This is a genomic window from Pseudomonas sp. 43A (assembly GCF_013363935.1).
GTDB lineage: Bacteria > Pseudomonadota > Gammaproteobacteria > Pseudomonadales > Pseudomonadaceae > Aquipseudomonas > Aquipseudomonas crudilactis.
In genome coordinates this window covers 2,301,957-2,316,326 of record NZ_CP054880.1, presented here as the reverse complement: position 1 = coordinate 2,316,326, position 14,370 = coordinate 2,301,957, and the positions used below count along the sequence as shown (strand labels likewise).

The following is a 14,370-nucleotide window of genomic DNA, read 5'->3' as shown; positions in this document are numbered from 1 at the left end:
TCGAAAAAACGACGTCACCGCCGCACTCAACGACCTCGGCGATTGAGCCAGCCCGACGATGGGTGCATTGTGCAACCTTGTCGGGAGGAAGTTTGATGAAAAAGCGTGTCGCACTGGTGCTGGGCTCCGGTGGCGCCCGGGGTTATGCCCATATCGGAGTCATTGAAGAGATCGAACGACGCGGTTATGACATCGCCTGCATTGCCGGATGTTCGATGGGCGCGGTGGTTGGCGGGATCTATGCCGCCGGCAAACTCGACGTCTACAAGAACTGGATCGAAAGTCTCGACTATCTGGATGTGCTGCGGCTGGTCGACGTGAGTTTCCGACTCGGCGCGATTCGCGGCGAAAAGGTCTTCGGGCAGATCCGCAAGATCGTCGGCGAGATCAACATCGAAGACTTGCGCATCCCCTACACCGCCGTCGCCGCCGACCTTACCAACCAACAGGAAATCTGGTTCCAGGAAGGCTGCCTGCATCAGGCGATGCGCGCCTCGGCGGCGATTCCGAGTCTGTTCACGCCGGTGATGCAAGGCAATCGCATGCTGGTCGACGGCGGTATTCTCAACCCGCTGCCGATTGTGCCGGTGGTGTCGAGCCACTGTGATCTGATCATTGCGGTCAACCTCAACTCGACCAACCAGCGTCACTACAAATTGCCGGTGATCCAGCGCCCGGCCGCGTTTCGTTCGCGCTTCGACAGCCTGATCAGTTCGCTGGGATCGAAGATGCCGTTCCGCCGAACACAGGCCGAGCAACTGTTACGGCTTGAGCAGGAAGCGCTGCGCGCCGAGGCGGCGGATATCAATCCATGGCTTGAAGGCGCCGAGCCGGAGAGCCAGCAACCCGCCGCCGCACCCGAACGTGAAGGCGCACCGAAATCGGCGACCGGTTCGTTCATCATCGATAACGTCGGGCCAGCCTCGCTGCTGGATTTGATCAACCAGAGTTTCGAGGTGATGCAGACCTCGCTGGCGCAGTACAAGATTGCCGGGTATCCGCCGGATATTCTGATTAACGTGCCGAAGCGGGTGTGCCGGTTTTTCGAGTTTTACAAGGCGCCGGAGTTGATCGCATTGGGACGGGAGATTGCGCGGGATACGCTGGATCGGTATGACAGTGAGCAGGGATGACTGGCTAAAATTCTTCATTGAATTTGAGGGCCTCTTCGCGAGCAAGCTCGCTCCCACAATTGGAATGCACTCCCCTGTGGGAGCGAGCTTGCTCGCGAAAGCGCCAGATCGGCCAATACAAAACTACAGGCCGTTCTCACTCAACAACCGATAACCAACCCCGGCTTCAGTGACAATAAACCGCGGCCGCGTCGGATCATCCGCCAGTTTCTGCCGCAAATGCCCCACCACAATCCGCAGATAATGGCTGTCTTCGGTATGGGTCGGCCCCCAGATATCCTTGAGCAATTGCTGCTGGGTAATCACTCGCCCCGGATGCCGCGCCAGTTGCGCCAGCACCGCGTATTCCTTGCGGGTCAGCGCCACTTCGACGCCGTCGAGCAACACCCGCCGATAGGCCAGATCCACCGTTAGCGGACCGAAATTCAACGCGGCTTGCTGGGCCTCCCCCGCGGGGGCCTGACGCAACAAGGCGCGAACCCGAGCGAGGAACTCCTGAATGCCGAACGGCTTGGTCACGTAGTCATTGGCGCCGCCATCCAGCGCCTGGACTTTCTGCCCTTCGCTGGCGCGCACCGACAGCACCAGCACCGGCGTCGTTGCCCACTCGCGAAACTCGCGCAGCACTTGCTGGCCGTCCATGTCCGGCAAGCCGAGGTCGAGCACCAGCAAATCCGGTTTGTTCAGCGCCGCCTGCGCCAACCCTTCGGCACCGGTGCCAGCCTCGAGCACTTTGTAGCCTTGGGAAGCGAGGCTGATGCGCAGGAATTTGCGGATCTGCGGTTCGTCGTCGATCACCAAAATGGTCGCGGTCTGGCTCATGAATTCACATCAACATAAAAGAGTGGCAAGAGAGTAGCGCAGTCGCCATCAGGCTTCATCGTCCATCCCCGGTTGCGTCTGCAAGGGCAAATGCAGGGTGATGCAAGTGCCGCGTCCGTCGATGCCGTCGGCGACGCTGATGCGCCCGCCGTGCGCACCGACCATGCCCTGACAGATTGCCAGCCCGAGGCCGGTGCCCTGACCGCCGCGATCACCCCGGGCAGCGGTGTAGAACATGTCGAAAATCTTCGCCCGCTCGTCCTCGGGAATCCCCGGCCCTTCATCGCTGACCGAGAAGAAAATCTCTTGGTCACTCGCGCCTGCGTTCAGTTGCAAGCGACCGTGAGCGGGTGAGAAACGTGCGGCGTTTTCCAATACATTGACCAGCGCCTGCTCGATCAGCGCCGCATGCACGAACAACAGCGGTAACTCGGCCGGCACATCAGTGCTGACCTGCAGCGGCGCCAGCACTGCACGCAGACGATTGAGCGAACTGCCGACGATGTCGGCGGGCGACACCCAGTCCCGCGCGAGCTTCAGCGCACCGTGGCCAAGGCGCGTCATGTCGAGCAGATTCTGGATGTAGCGGTCGAGGCGCTCGGCTTCATCGCGAGTGCCTTCGAGCAGTTCACGCCGATCTTCCAGCGGGATTGCTTCGCCGAGGGCCAACAGGCTGTCGATACTGCCGCGCATGGCGGTCAGCGGCGTGCGCAAGTCGTGGGATACCGACGCCAGCAACGCACTGCGCAGTTGTTCGGTTTCACCGTGCAGGCGCGCGGCTTCCAGATCATCGGCCAACTGCGCGCGCGCCAGCGCCTGGGCGAGCGGCTGACTCAACGCGGTGAGCAAGCGTCGACGCTGGCCACTCAAAGTCTGGCCTTCTTTGGCGCAGACACCGAGCAGCACCAGCGGCCCGTCCTCAACCGATAACGGCCACCACCACCAGCGCCCGAACGGCAGCGTGCCGGTGCCCATGCCCGCCGGTTGATCGTGTTGCCAGGCCCAGTCAGCGGCGGCGCGTTCGGACTCAGTAAACTCCAACGGCCCGCCGGTCTCGACCTTCCAGCCGCCCTGCCCGTCACGATTGAGCAGACACAATTGCAGATCGCTCCAGCCGTTGAGGTGTTGCGCGGCGGCGCTGACCACGGCTTGGCGATCGGTAGCGGCAGTGAGTTTGCGCGACAGGTCGAGCAGCTCGGTGGTTTCTTCCTGGGTATCGCGCAAGGCCTGCAATTGCCGACGCTGACGCGCCGCGAGGTTACCGGTGAGCGCCGCCATCAGCAGGAAAAACAGCAAGGTCAGCACGTCTTCTTCGCGCTGGATGCTGAAGGAAAAATTCGGTGGAATGAACAGAAAATCGTAGGTCAGAAACGACAACGCCGCACAGGCCAGCGCCGGGCCGAGACTGCTGCGCACCGCCACCAGCAACACCGCCGCGAGGAACACCAGCGAGATGTTCGGCAGCGGCAGCACACTCGACACCGCCCACGCCAGAGCACTGGCCAACACTGTGGCAACCAGCGCCAGCGCATAGTCGAACCACACCAGTGTCAGCGGGTTTCGCGGCCGCGATTGCGGGCGTTCATGATCATTGTCGAGGACGTTGATTTCCAGACCATGTGCCTGACGCAACAGACGCGCGGCCAAGCCACCACCGAACAGTCGACGCCGCCAACTCGGCCGGGACTGGCCGACCAGCACCAGACTGGCACGGCGCTCGGCGGCGTGCTGGACCAAGGTTTTCGCGACTTCACCGGCGCGTAGTAAAACCACTTCCCCCCCGAGGCGCTCAGCCAGTTGCTGAGCACTTTGCAGACGCAGACGTGATTGCTCGTCGCGCACCGCGCCGTTATCGACGTGCACCAGACTCCACGGCAGATGCCGGCGCTGAGCAACTCGACAGGCATGCCGAACCAGGCGTTCGGCCTGTGCATCGCCATCGACGCCAACCAGCAATCGGCCACGCACCGCCGGGGCAGCCTGACCGAGCTGGCGATAGCCTTGGGCGAGATCGTTATCGACCTGCGCGGCGGCGGTTTGCATCGCCAGTTCGCGCAATGCGGTGAGGTTGGTCTGGGTAAAAAATGCATCGATCGCTGCACGCGCCTGCTCCGGCACGTAAACCTTGCCTTCGCGCAGACGCTCGAGCAATTCGCGTGGCGGCAGGTCGATCAGCAGCAGCTCGTAGGCTTCTTGCAGGACCCAATCCGGCAGGGTTTCGCGCACTTGCACACCGGTGATGCCGCGCACCTGATCGTTGAGACTTTCCAGGTGCTGGACGTTGACCGTGGTGAACACGTCGATGCCGGCGGCGAGCAATTCCTGAATGTCTTGCCAACGTTTCGTGTGACGACTGCCGGGGGCGTTGCTGTGGGCCAGTTCATCCACAAGCACAAGCTTCGGCCTGGCCGCGAGAATGCCGTCGAGGTCCATTTCTTCGAGCATCACGCCACGGTATTCGGAGCGCACCAGCGGCTGCTGCGGCAAGCCACCGAGCAACGCTTCGGTTTCGGCGCGGCCGTGGGTTTCGACCACGCCGGCGAGGACTTTCACGCCTTGGCGAAGCTGCGTGTGGGCGGCTTGAAGCATGGCGTAGGTTTTGCCGACACCGGGGGCGGCGCCGAGGAAAACCTTCAGGCGGCCACGGCCGTCACGGGGCAGGTCTGCTAACAGTGCGTCGGCGCGGCCGGAGTCGCTCATGCTTGATGTTCTCTCTTGCTGATAGTTATGCGGTGTTCTTTCGGCCCTATTCGCGAGCAGGCTCGTTCCCACATTTGGAACGCATATCCCTGTGGGAGCGAGCCTGCTCGCGAATGGCCGCGCCGCCGATCTACAATTTTTCCAATGCCATGTTCAGCGCCAGCACATTCACCACCGGCGGCCCTACCAGCGGCTGTTCGATATGCGCATCGAGCAGTTGCTGCAAGGTCGACACTGGCAGGTTTCGCGCCTGCGCGACACGCGCCAGTTGATAGGCAATTGCTGCCGGTGGCAAGTGCGGATCGAGGCCGCTGCCGGAGGTGGTCAGCAAGGCCAACGGCACCGGACCCTGGCCGGGAACCTGCAATTTGTTGGCGTCATCGATCACCCGCGTGGCGAGTGCCGGATTGCTCGGCGCGAGGTTGCTGGCGCTGCTGGAAACGGTAGCAAACGCACCGGCGGAAGGACGTGGGTGGAACCATGCATCGCCGACGAAATCCTGGGCGATCAGGGAGGAACCACGGACTTTGCCATCGGCGTCGTGCACCAGGCTGCCGTTGGCTTGTTCGGGAAAGGCGACTTGTGCGACACCGGTTACCACCAGTGGATAGGCGACGCCGGTGACCAGGGTCATCAGCACCAGCAGGCTCAGGGCCGGACGTATCATTGTGGACATTTCAGGATCCTCGAATTCGTTGGGCAAACTTTTGCGGGGTGTCAGGAAGATCTTTTCCCCCTCACCCCAGCCCTCTCCCCCGAGGGGGCGAGGGGGAAAGGGAGCCGATTTCTGTGCTTTTCAAAACCTGAGTTCGGCTCGATATTTCAGGTCGGTGTAGCTCTCGTAAACACCTCGGTCAGTCCCCTCTCCCCCCGGGAGAGGGTTAGGGTGAGGGGCTGCGATATCAGCCTCACACCAGATGCAGCGCCGTGAGCAGCATGTCGATCGCCTTGATCCCCACGAACGGCACCAGAATCCCGCCCAACCCGTAAATCAACAGATTGCGTCGCAGCAAGGCCGCCGCACTCGCTGCCTGCACGCGAACCCCGCGCAGCGCCAGCGGAATCAGCACGACGATGATCAAGGCATTGAAGACAATCGCCGAGAGAATCGCGCTCTGCGGACTGGTCAGTTGCATGATGTTCAGCACGCCCAATTGCGGATAGATCGAGGCGAACAGCGCCGGCAGGATCGCGAAGTATTTGGCCACGTCGTTGGCAATGGAAAAGGTCGTCAGCGCACCACGGGTCACCAGCAATTCCTTGCCGATCTGCACCACGTCGAGCAGCTTGGTCGGGTCGCTGTCGAGGTCGACCATGTTCGCCGCTTCGCGTGCTGCTTGCGTGCCGTCATTCATCGCCATGCCAACGTCAGCCTGGGCCAGCGCCGGGGCATCGTTGGCACCGTCACCGCACATCGCAACCAGACGACCATCGTTCTGCTCGTGACGAATGCGCGCGAGTTTCTTCTCCGGCGTGGCTTCGGCGAGAACGTCATCGACGCCCGCTTCTGCAGCGATGGCAGCCGCAGTCAGCGGGTTGTCGCCGGTGACCATCACGGTGCGAATCCCCAGCTTGCGCAGCTCGGCAAAGCGCTCGCGAATACCCGGTTTGACCACGTCCTTGAGGTGGATCGCGCCAAGCAGTTTGCCGTCGGCACAGACCAGCAACGGCGTGCCGCCGCTCTGGGCGATCTTGTCGATTTCCCGCGACAGGGCCGGGGCCAGATCCGAACGTTTCTGGCCGAGGAAACTCAACAGCGAATCCACCGCACCTTTGCGATAGACACGACCTTGATAGTCGACGCCGGACAACCGCGTTTCAGCGCTGAACGGCACCGCGGTCAGGGTTTCCAGCGCCGGCTCAGACTGCGGGTGCAGACCGCGCAGGTATTCAACGATGGATTTACCCTCAGCGGTTTCGTCGGCCAGCGAGGCAAACAACGCACCTTCAGCCAGATCACGACCATTCACACCCGGCGCGGCATACACCGCGCTGCAACGACGATTACCGAAGGTGATGGTGCCGGTCTTGTCCAGCAACAACACATGCACGTCACCCGCCGCTTCCACTGCGCGACCCGACTTGGCGATCACGTTAAGGCGCACCAGACGATCCATCCCGGCAATACCGATCGCCGACAGCAGACCGCCGATGGTGGTCGGAATCAGCGTGACCAGCAGCGCCACCAGAAACACCAGCGGCAGGCTGCCGTTGGCGAAATGGGCGAATGGTTGCAGGGTCACGACCACCAGCAGAAAGATCAGGGTCAGACCGATCAGCAGGATATCCAGCGCCACTTCGTTCGGGGTCTTCTGGCGTTTGGCGCCTTCGACGAGTGCGATCATGCGGTCGAGGGTCGACTCACCGGGATTGGCGGTGATCTGCACCAGCAGCCAGTCGGACACCAGTCGTGTGTTGCCGGTGACGGCCGATCGGTCGCCGCCGGACTCGCGAATCACCGGCGCCGATTCACCGGTGATCGCCGCTTCGTTGACCGCCGCGATGCCTTCAATGACTTCGCCGTCACCGGGGATCATCTCCCCCGCTTCGACACGCACCACATCACCTTTGCGCAGACTCGCGGCTGGCACCACTTGAAAGCTGCCATTGGCCAGTTTGCGGCGGGCGCTGAGGCCTTCACTACCCGCCTTGAGGCTGTCGGCGCGGGCCTTGCCACGACCTTCGGCCAAGGCTTCGGCGAAGTTGGCGAACAGCACGGTGAACCACAGCCACAAGGCGATTTGCGCAGCGACGAAGGTCGGCACGTCGGCATCGGGAATGAAGCACAGCACGGTGGTGAAAATCGCCGTCAGCTCAACCACCAGCATCACCGGCGAGCGCTTCAGTTGCCGAGGGTCGAGCTTGACGAAGGCTTGCACCAGCGCCGGCCGCCACAGGGCCGAGATCGCGGTTTTCGCTTGTTCCGGCGCCTTGACGGCGGCGGGTTTGATTGCGGGCATATTCATCATTCAGTCCTCAGAAGCCCATGCTCAGGTGTTCGGCAATCGGGCCGAGCGCCAGGGTTGGCAGGAAGGTCAGGCCGCCCACCAGCAAAATGGTCACGGTCAACAGGGTCACGAACAGCGGGCCATGAGTCGGGAAACTGTTCTGCCCGATCGGCGCGGTTTTCTTCATCGCCAGGCTGCCGGCCAAGGCCAGAACCGGAAGGATGTAACCGAAGCGACCGATCAACATGCCCAGGCCCAGCATCAGATTGTGGAACGGGGTGTTGGCGCTCAGACCACCGAATGCCGAGCCGTTGTTGGCGCTGGCCGAGGTGTAGGCGTAGAGCAACTGACTGAAACCGTGTGGACCAGGGTTGCTGATGGTCGCCGCAGCACTGGGAACCGCTGCAGCAATCGCACCAAGCACCAGCACGCCGACCGGCATGACCAGCAGGGTCACCACCAGCAATTGCACCTCACGCGCCTGGAGTTTCTTGCCGAGATATTCCGGCGTACGGCCGATCATCAAACCGGCGAGGAACACCGCGATCAGCACGTTGAGCAACATGCCGTAGAGCCCGGCACCGACGCCGCCGAAGATCACTTCGCCGACCATCATGTTGACCAGCGCGACCATACCGCTGAGCGGGTTGAGGCTATCGTGCATGCCGTTGACCGAGCCGTTCGAAGCCGCCGTCGTCGTCACCGACCACAGCACGGTGGCGGTGGTGCCGAAGCGCGCTTCCTTACCTTCCAGCGGTGCCGTCTGTTCAACGGCAGCGTTGTTCAGGGTCGGATTCGGCTGATACTCGGCCCACAGCGAGGTCGCGCCGCCGATCAGGAACAGCGCCAGCATGCAGGCGATGATCGCGCGGCTCTGACGCAGGTCCTTGACGTAGTGGCCGAAGGTGAACACCAGCGCCACCGGAATCAGAATGATCGAAGCGACTTCGAACAAGTTGCTCCACGCGGTCGGGTTCTCGAACGGATGCGCCGAGTTGACGCCGAAGAAGCCACCGCCGTTTGTGCCCAGTTGCTTGATCGCAATCTGACTGGCCGCCGGGCCGAGCGGGATCACTTGATCAACGCCTTGCATCGTCACCGCGTTCACATACTGCGCAAAGGTCTGTGGCACGCCCTGCCAGACCAGATACAGCGCCAGCAACAAGCACAGCGGCAGCAAGCCGTAGAGGGTGGCTCGGGTCATGTCGACCCAGAAGTTGCCGAGGGTTTTCGTCGACTTGCGGCCGATGCCACGGCACAGCGCAACCAGCACGGCGAGGCCGGTAGCGGCGCTGACGAAGTTCTGTACGGTGAGGCCGACCATCTGGCTCAGGTAGCTGAGGGTCGCTTCACCGCTGTAGGACTGCCAGTTGGTATTGGTCATGAAACTGACCGCCGTGTTGAACGCCTGCGTCCATTCCTGGCCCGGCAGATTTTGCGGGTTCAGCGGCAAGTGATCCTGAAACAACAGGATCGCGAACAGCAGCAGGAAACCGGCGAGGTTGAACGCCAGCAGTGCCAGCGTGTACTTCTGCCAGCTCTGTTCAGCCTGCGGATCGACTCCGGCGATACGGTAGCAACCGCGCTCGACCGGGCCGAGAATCGGGGTCAGCCAGGTGCGCTGGCCTTCCATCACTTTGTAGTAGAAGCGCCCGAGGAACGGCGCCGGCAGCAAGACCAGCGCGAAAAACGCGAGGATCAGCCAATAGTCATAACTGTGCATAGCCGCTCCTAGTTCCGATCCGCGCGCAACAGCGCAACCAACAGATAAATGAACAGCCCCACTGCCAATAGCAGTGACACCCCGTCCAGAACGCTCATGGAAGATCTCCGTGTTACGGCGTATTGCCGCGTGTGGAGGCATTGTCGGAAAGGAGGCTGTAAAGGAACGAGAGCGAGGGTGTTGGCTGGGCATAAAGAAAGCGTAAAGAGTGAGTTTATGCGGGCGTTACAGCAGGTTTTTGCGCCGTCAGGCCGGGCCTCTTCGCGAGCAGGCTCGCTCCCACAATTTGAAATGCATTCCCCTGTGGGAGCGAGCCTGCTCGCGAAGACGGCATAACGAGCAACATCGCACTCAACTGGCGCACTAAAAGCAGCGATTCCCCCGCGAACATCCCCGATACGACAGCTTTCAACTCATTACGACTTGTTTCACCGCAATGGCACGCCCGCTGCAAACGCCCTCCGCTGAGCTTTCCAAACCGTTCAGGGAGCAAACGCATGAACACACAACTCAAACCCACGCTGGGCACGTTGCACCTGTGGGGCATTGCGGTGGGGCTAGTGATTTCCGGGGAGTATTTCGGCTGGAGTTACGGCTGGGGCGTCGCCGGGACATTGGGTTTCCTGGTGACCTCGTTCATGGTCGCGACCATGTACACCTGTTTCATCTTCAGTTTCACCGAACTCACCACCGCGATTCCTCACGCAGGCGGGCCGTTTGCCTACAGTCGCCGCGCCTTCGGTGAAAAAGGTGGATTGATTGCCGGTCTGGCGACGCTGATCGAATTCGTCTTCGCACCACCGGCCATTGCCCTGGCGATTGGCGCCTACCTCAATGTGCAGTTTCCGGCACTCGATCCGAAACACGCAGCCGTCGGCGCCTACATTGTGTTCATGGGCCTGAACATTCTTGGGGTGAAACTGGCGGCGACCTTTGAGTTGATTGTTTGCGTGCTGGCCGTGGCTGAATTGCTGGTGTTCATGGGCGTGGTCGCCCCTGCGTTCAGCTTCAGCAACTTCGCCCTCAATGGCTGGGCGGGATCTGACGTGTTTGGCGCGCCGGCGATTGCCGGGATGTTCGCGGCCATTCCGTTTGCAATCTGGTTTTTCCTCGCCATCGAGGGTGCGGCAATGGCTGCCGAAGAAGCCAAGGATCCGAAACGCACGATTCCCAAGGCGTACATCAGCGGCATTCTGACGTTGGTACTGCTGGCGATGGGCGTGATGTTCTTTGCCGGTGGTGTCGGTGACTGGCGCACCCTGGCCAACATCAACGACCCGCTGCCGCAAGCCATGAAAACCGTGGTTGGCGACAACTCCGGCTGGTTGCACATGCTGGTGTGGATCGGCCTGTTCGGGTTAGTGGCGAGTTTTCACGGCATCATCCTTGGTTACTCGCGGCAGTTCTTCGCTCTGGCCCGCGCCGGTTATCTACCGGCCTCGCTGGCGAAACTCTCACGCTTCCAGACGCCGCACCGCGCCATCATTGTCGGCGGCATCATCGGCATCGCCGCGATTTACAGCGACGGTCTGATCAACCTGGGCGGCATGACCCTCACCGCCGCGATGATCACCATGGCCGTGTTCGGCGCCATCGTGATGTACATCATGAGCATGCTCAGCCTGTTCAAACTGCGTAAATCGGAACCGAATCTGGAGCGTACTTTCCGCGCGCCGTGCTATCCGTTGATACCACTGATTGCATTGGTGCTGGCGGTGGTGTGTCTGGTGGCGATGGCCTGGTTCAACGCGCTGATCGGGTTGATCTTCCTCGGCTTCATGGCAGTCGGTTTCGGCTACTTCCTGTTGACCGGACAACTGCGTGCCAACGCACCGGCCGATGCGATGCTGACAGGTAATTGAGGGATTTCGGGTGTACCGGGTGCAAGCGGCCTAGAATGGAACCACTGCGAAGTCACTTCGCTCAAACGTGGTATGCAGCGTCGCACGGCGAAATCCTCGCCCGTCGACCTGCCCTTAAGGAGAGCCGTTATGCCTTGGTATGCCTGGTTGATTCTGGTGGTAGCAATCGGCTCGATCGTCGGCGGATTGATGATGTTGCGCGACACCGCCAACAAGGTCGATCTGACCGATGAAGAACGCCGACGCGTTGCCCAACGCAATGCCGAAGCTGATGCCAAAGATGCACAAGACCGTTGAACACAACCCCGCCTGATCGGCGGGGTTTGTGCTTTTTATAGCCATTGGACCTATCTGCACGCTTTTAAGAAGTAGAAGTACAGTCACCATCTAATTTTCCTTGGTTAAGATGGGGACATTGTTGCGGAGAGTTTCAAATGCGTTATTCGCAGGATCATAAAGCCCAGACCCATCAGCGCATCATCAAGGAGGCTTCGGCACGCTTTCGCAAGGACGGAATCGGCGCTACCGGTCTGCAACCCCTGATGAAAGCGCTGGGCTTGACCCATGGCGGTTTCTATTCACATTTCAAATCCAAGGACGAGTTGGTCGAGAAGGCTTTGCAAGAAGCCGGCAACCAGGTCGACGGGTTGTGTGCGGAGATTTTTTCACAGGACAACCCGCTTGATGTGTTCATCGAGACGTACCTGTCCGAATGGCATCAAACGTCGCCCCATGAAGGCTGTCCGTTACTGACCATCTCTTCGGAGCTGGGCCTGCGTGGGCAACCGAGTCCCACCAGTGACGTGGTCCTCAACGCACGGCTGGAGCAGATCGAGAACAGCCTCGAAGGTAAGAACAGCGCTGACCGCGCCATCGTTATCATGTCGACACTGGTCGGCGCGCTGCTGCTGTCACGCAGCGTCGCGGATGTCGAGTTTGCGCAACGCATCCTCGATGTCACCCGCGATCACCTCAAGAACCGGGACTAAGCCTGCCAGCGCTTGAACAATACGCTGGCATTGACCCCGCCGAAGCCAAAACCGTTGGACAGTGCATATTCGATCGGAATTGACCGCGACTGGCCATGGACGATATCCACACCGGCACTCGCCGGATCCGGATTGTCGAAATTAAGCGTCGGTGGTACCACCTGATCACGAATCGCCAGTAGCGTGAAAATTGCTTCAAGCCCGCCTGCAGCGCCGAGCAAATGACCGGTGGCTGACTTGGTCGAGGTCACGGCGATTTTATTCTGCGTGCCGAACAACGCTTTGATCGCCGCCAGTTCGCCGAGGTCGCCCACCGGAGTCGAAGTTGCGTGAGCATTAAGATGCTGCACCTGATCCGGCGCAATACCTGCCTGCGCCAGCGCCAGCGTCATTGCCCGCCGCGCCCCGCTGCCATCTTCAGGCCCGGCGGTCAGGTGATAGGCGTCAGCGCTGGTGCCATAACCGACCAGTTCCGCCAGCGGTGTCGCACCACGAGCCAGGGCATGCTCAAGGGATTCGATCACCAACAGGCCCGCGCCCTCGCCCATGACAAAACCGTCACGCCCGCTGTCGAACGGTCGCGACGCGCGCTCCGGGGTGTCGTTGTAACCGCTCGAGAGTGCCCGCGCTGCCGCAAAACCGGCCAGACTGACGCGGTCGATGCAGGCTTCCGCGCCGCCGCACACGGCAATATCCGCTTCGCCGGCGCGGATCAATCGCGCCGCATCGCCAATCGCTTGAACACCCGCAGCGCACGCCGTCACCGGCGCACCCAAAGGCCCCTTGAGGCCGTGTTGAATGGACACGTGCCCTGCCGCGAGATTGACCAGAAACGACGGAATGGTGAACGGCGACAAACGCCGAGGACCACGGCTGTCGGTGGTGCGTACAGCGTCGGCAATCGCACCGAAACCACCGACACCGGAACCGATGATCGTTGCGGTACGCTCTTGGTGTTTGCTCTCTGACGGATGCCAGCCAGCCTGCTCCAGCGCCTGCCGGGCAGCCTCCATGGCGAACAGAATGAAGCGGTCCATCTTCTTCTGTTCCTTGGGTGGCGTGGCGCGATCCGGATCAAATCCTGCTTCAGCGTCCTCTTCCAGCGTCGGCACCGCGCCGCCAACTCGCGTGGGCAAATCAGCGACCACTGCTTCAGGCAGGTTACGCAAACCAGAACGCCCGGCCAGCAAACGCTGCCATACGACTTCAAGATCGCTGCCCAAGGGTGAAACCAGGCCCATGCCCGTGACGACTATTCGACGCGAATCCATACCGTGGTGACCTCTGATCAATTCAATTTCCGGACTTGTAACGTTGAGCTGCCGAGCTGCGGGAAAGGTTCGGCGCCATGACATGGCGAGCAGCAACAAAGGCGTGCCATTCGCCTGCATCAGGCAGCGAAGGAATGGTGATCAACTCGCCCTGATCCAGACCGGCCAGCGCCGCATCGACCATTTCGTCCGGGTCCATGACCATTTCTGCCGGAATAGCACTGGCATCGATACCGGAGCGTTCCCAGATTTCGGTGCGGGTCACACCCGGCAGCACGGCCTGGACCTGTACTCCGGTGCCTTCGAGTTCGCTGTTCAGTGATTGGGTGAGGCTCAGTACATAAGCTTTACTGGCGCTGTAGGTAGCGTTGAAGCGCTCCGGAAACAGCGCCACCACAGAGGCGATGTTGATGATCGTGCCGCGACCGGCTTTGGCAAAACCTGCCGCAGCAGCCGATGCCAATCGGGTGACCGTGGTGACATTGAGCTGAATCAAACGCTCCAGCTTCTCTGGATCGGCATTGGCCAGCAGACCATCCGCGGCAACACCCGCGTTGTTGACCAACAAACTGATACTCGAATCGCTGCGCAGACGCTGCTCCAGCCTGACCACGTCATCCTTGTGCGTGAGATCCGCCTTGAGTACCTCAACCTGAACACTGTGGGCATCACGCAATTGACTCGCGGTGTTGTCCAGACGCTCCTGATCACGAGCGACCAGCAATAGATCAAAACCGCGTGCGGCCAACCGCTGAGCGTAAATCGCACCGATACCGGAAGATGCCCCCGTTACCACTGCCGTACCTTGAGACTGGACAGAATTCATGACAATGCTCCTGAAATACCTGAGAGGACAAACAATCTCTGATGTGTAATCGATGCAGAAGACGCCAAATTATTATAGGCATAATCTCAGCTCAAT

The 14,370-nt window shown here is 60.9% G+C and carries 12 protein-coding genes; 4 read left to right on the top strand and 8 right to left on the bottom strand.

The window, feature by feature from the left end; genetic code table 11:
• The first annotated feature begins 95 nt into the window (after positions 1 to 95).
• Positions 96 to 1,133, top strand: coding sequence for a patatin-like phospholipase family protein (locus HUW52_RS10305; protein ID WP_016985518.1), 1,038 nt, complete (start codon positions 96 to 98; stop codon positions 1,131 to 1,133).
• A gap of 123 nt (positions 1,134 to 1,256) precedes the next feature.
• Here the strand turns inward: HUW52_RS10305 and HUW52_RS10300 are convergent, their stop codons facing one another.
• From HUW52_RS10300 to kdpF, 6 genes are all read right to left on the bottom strand, one after another.
• Positions 1,257 to 1,955, bottom strand: coding sequence for a response regulator (locus HUW52_RS10300; protein WP_175553551.1), 699 nt, complete (start codon positions 1,953 to 1,955; stop codon positions 1,257 to 1,259).
• A gap of 48 nt (positions 1,956 to 2,003) precedes the next feature.
• Entirely contained in the window at positions 2,004 to 4,655 is a 2,652-nt protein-coding gene (locus HUW52_RS10295) for a sensor histidine kinase KdpD (RefSeq protein WP_175553550.1), read from the bottom strand.
• A gap of 130 nt (positions 4,656 to 4,785) precedes the next feature.
• Entirely contained in the window at positions 4,786 to 5,331 is a 546-nt protein-coding gene (gene kdpC, locus HUW52_RS10290; protein WP_026000637.1) for a potassium-transporting ATPase subunit KdpC, read from the bottom strand.
• A gap of 232 nt (positions 5,332 to 5,563) precedes the next feature.
• The gene (gene kdpB / locus HUW52_RS10285; RefSeq protein ID WP_175553549.1) at positions 5,564 to 7,621 is read right to left on the bottom strand and encodes a potassium-transporting ATPase subunit KdpB; all 2,058 of its coding nucleotides are present in this window, start codon (positions 7,619 to 7,621) and stop codon (positions 5,564 to 5,566) included.
• A 10-nt stretch (positions 7,622 to 7,631) separates the two neighbouring features.
• The gene (kdpA, locus tag HUW52_RS10280; protein WP_175553548.1) at positions 7,632 to 9,326 is read right to left on the bottom strand and encodes a potassium-transporting ATPase subunit KdpA; all 1,695 of its coding nucleotides are present in this window, start codon (positions 9,324 to 9,326) and stop codon (positions 7,632 to 7,634) included.
• Positions 9,327 to 9,334: 8 nt separating this feature from the next.
• Positions 9,335 to 9,424 carry a K(+)-transporting ATPase subunit F gene (kdpF, locus tag HUW52_RS10275; RefSeq protein ID WP_007899818.1) on the bottom strand — a complete coding sequence of 30 codons (90 nt, stop codon included), beginning with the start codon at positions 9,422 to 9,424 and terminating at the stop codon, positions 9,335 to 9,337.
• A 399-nt stretch (positions 9,425 to 9,823) separates the two neighbouring features.
• Between kdpF and eat the strand changes: the two genes are divergently transcribed.
• The 3 genes from eat (at position 9,824) to HUW52_RS10260 (ending at position 12,177) form a co-directional block, all read left to right on the top strand.
• Complete coding sequence (gene eat, locus HUW52_RS10270) at positions 9,824 to 11,188, top strand: ethanolamine permease (RefSeq protein ID WP_007908507.1); 1,365 nt, start codon at positions 9,824 to 9,826, stop codon at positions 11,186 to 11,188.
• Between the two features lie 129 nt (positions 11,189 to 11,317).
• Positions 11,318 to 11,485: a DUF2897 family protein gene (locus HUW52_RS10265; RefSeq protein WP_007908505.1), complete on the top strand. Its 168-nt coding sequence runs from the start codon at positions 11,318 to 11,320 to the stop codon at positions 11,483 to 11,485.
• Positions 11,486 to 11,622: 137 nt separating this feature from the next.
• Complete coding sequence (locus tag HUW52_RS10260; RefSeq protein WP_175553547.1) at positions 11,623 to 12,177, top strand: TetR/AcrR family transcriptional regulator; 555 nt, start codon at positions 11,623 to 11,625, stop codon at positions 12,175 to 12,177.
• Here HUW52_RS10260 and fabF read toward each other — a convergent pair.
• Positions 12,174 to 13,448 (bottom strand): beta-ketoacyl-ACP synthase II, encoded by a 1,275-nt coding sequence (fabF, locus tag HUW52_RS10255; protein WP_016986927.1) that lies wholly within the window; start codon positions 13,446 to 13,448, stop codon positions 12,174 to 12,176. The two genes, HUW52_RS10260 and fabF, sit on opposite strands and share 4 nt — an antisense overlap.
• Before the next feature lie 22 nt (positions 13,449 to 13,470).
• The gene (locus tag HUW52_RS10250) at positions 13,471 to 14,274 is read right to left on the bottom strand and encodes an SDR family oxidoreductase (RefSeq protein WP_175553546.1); all 804 of its coding nucleotides are present in this window, start codon (positions 14,272 to 14,274) and stop codon (positions 13,471 to 13,473) included.
• Positions 14,275 to 14,370: the final 96 nt, after the last annotated feature.

What these genes read in the sequence shown, in the direction of transcription:
- HUW52_RS10305 (WP_016985518.1), top strand. Translation starts at nt 96, where the DNA reads ATGAAAAAGCGTGTCGCACTGGTGCTGGGCTCCGGTGGCGCCCGGGGT.
- HUW52_RS10300 (WP_175553551.1), bottom strand. Translation starts at nt 1,955, where the DNA reads ATGAGCCAGACCGCGACCATTTTGGTGATCGACGACGAACCGCAGATC.
- HUW52_RS10295 (WP_175553550.1), bottom strand. Translation starts at nt 4,655, where the DNA reads ATGAGCGACTCCGGCCGCGCCGACGCACTGTTAGCAGACCTGCCCCGT.
- kdpC (WP_026000637.1), bottom strand. Translation starts at nt 5,331, where the DNA reads ATGTCCACAATGATACGTCCGGCCCTGAGCCTGCTGGTGCTGATGACC.
- kdpB (WP_175553549.1), bottom strand. Translation starts at nt 7,621, where the DNA reads ATGAATATGCCCGCAATCAAACCCGCCGCCGTCAAGGCGCCGGAACAA.
- kdpA (WP_175553548.1), bottom strand. Translation starts at nt 9,326, where the DNA reads ATGCACAGTTATGACTATTGGCTGATCCTCGCGTTTTTCGCGCTGGTC.
- kdpF (WP_007899818.1), bottom strand. Translation starts at nt 9,424, where the DNA reads ATGAGCGTTCTGGACGGGGTGTCACTGCTATTGGCAGTGGGGCTGTTC.
- eat (WP_007908507.1), top strand. Translation starts at nt 9,824, where the DNA reads ATGAACACACAACTCAAACCCACGCTGGGCACGTTGCACCTGTGGGGC.
- HUW52_RS10265 (WP_007908505.1), top strand. Translation starts at nt 11,318, where the DNA reads ATGCCTTGGTATGCCTGGTTGATTCTGGTGGTAGCAATCGGCTCGATC.
- HUW52_RS10260 (WP_175553547.1), top strand. Translation starts at nt 11,623, where the DNA reads ATGCGTTATTCGCAGGATCATAAAGCCCAGACCCATCAGCGCATCATC.
- fabF (WP_016986927.1), bottom strand. Translation starts at nt 13,448, where the DNA reads ATGGATTCGCGTCGAATAGTCGTCACGGGCATGGGCCTGGTTTCACCC.
- HUW52_RS10250 (WP_175553546.1), bottom strand. Translation starts at nt 14,274, where the DNA reads ATGAATTCTGTCCAGTCTCAAGGTACGGCAGTGGTAACGGGGGCATCT.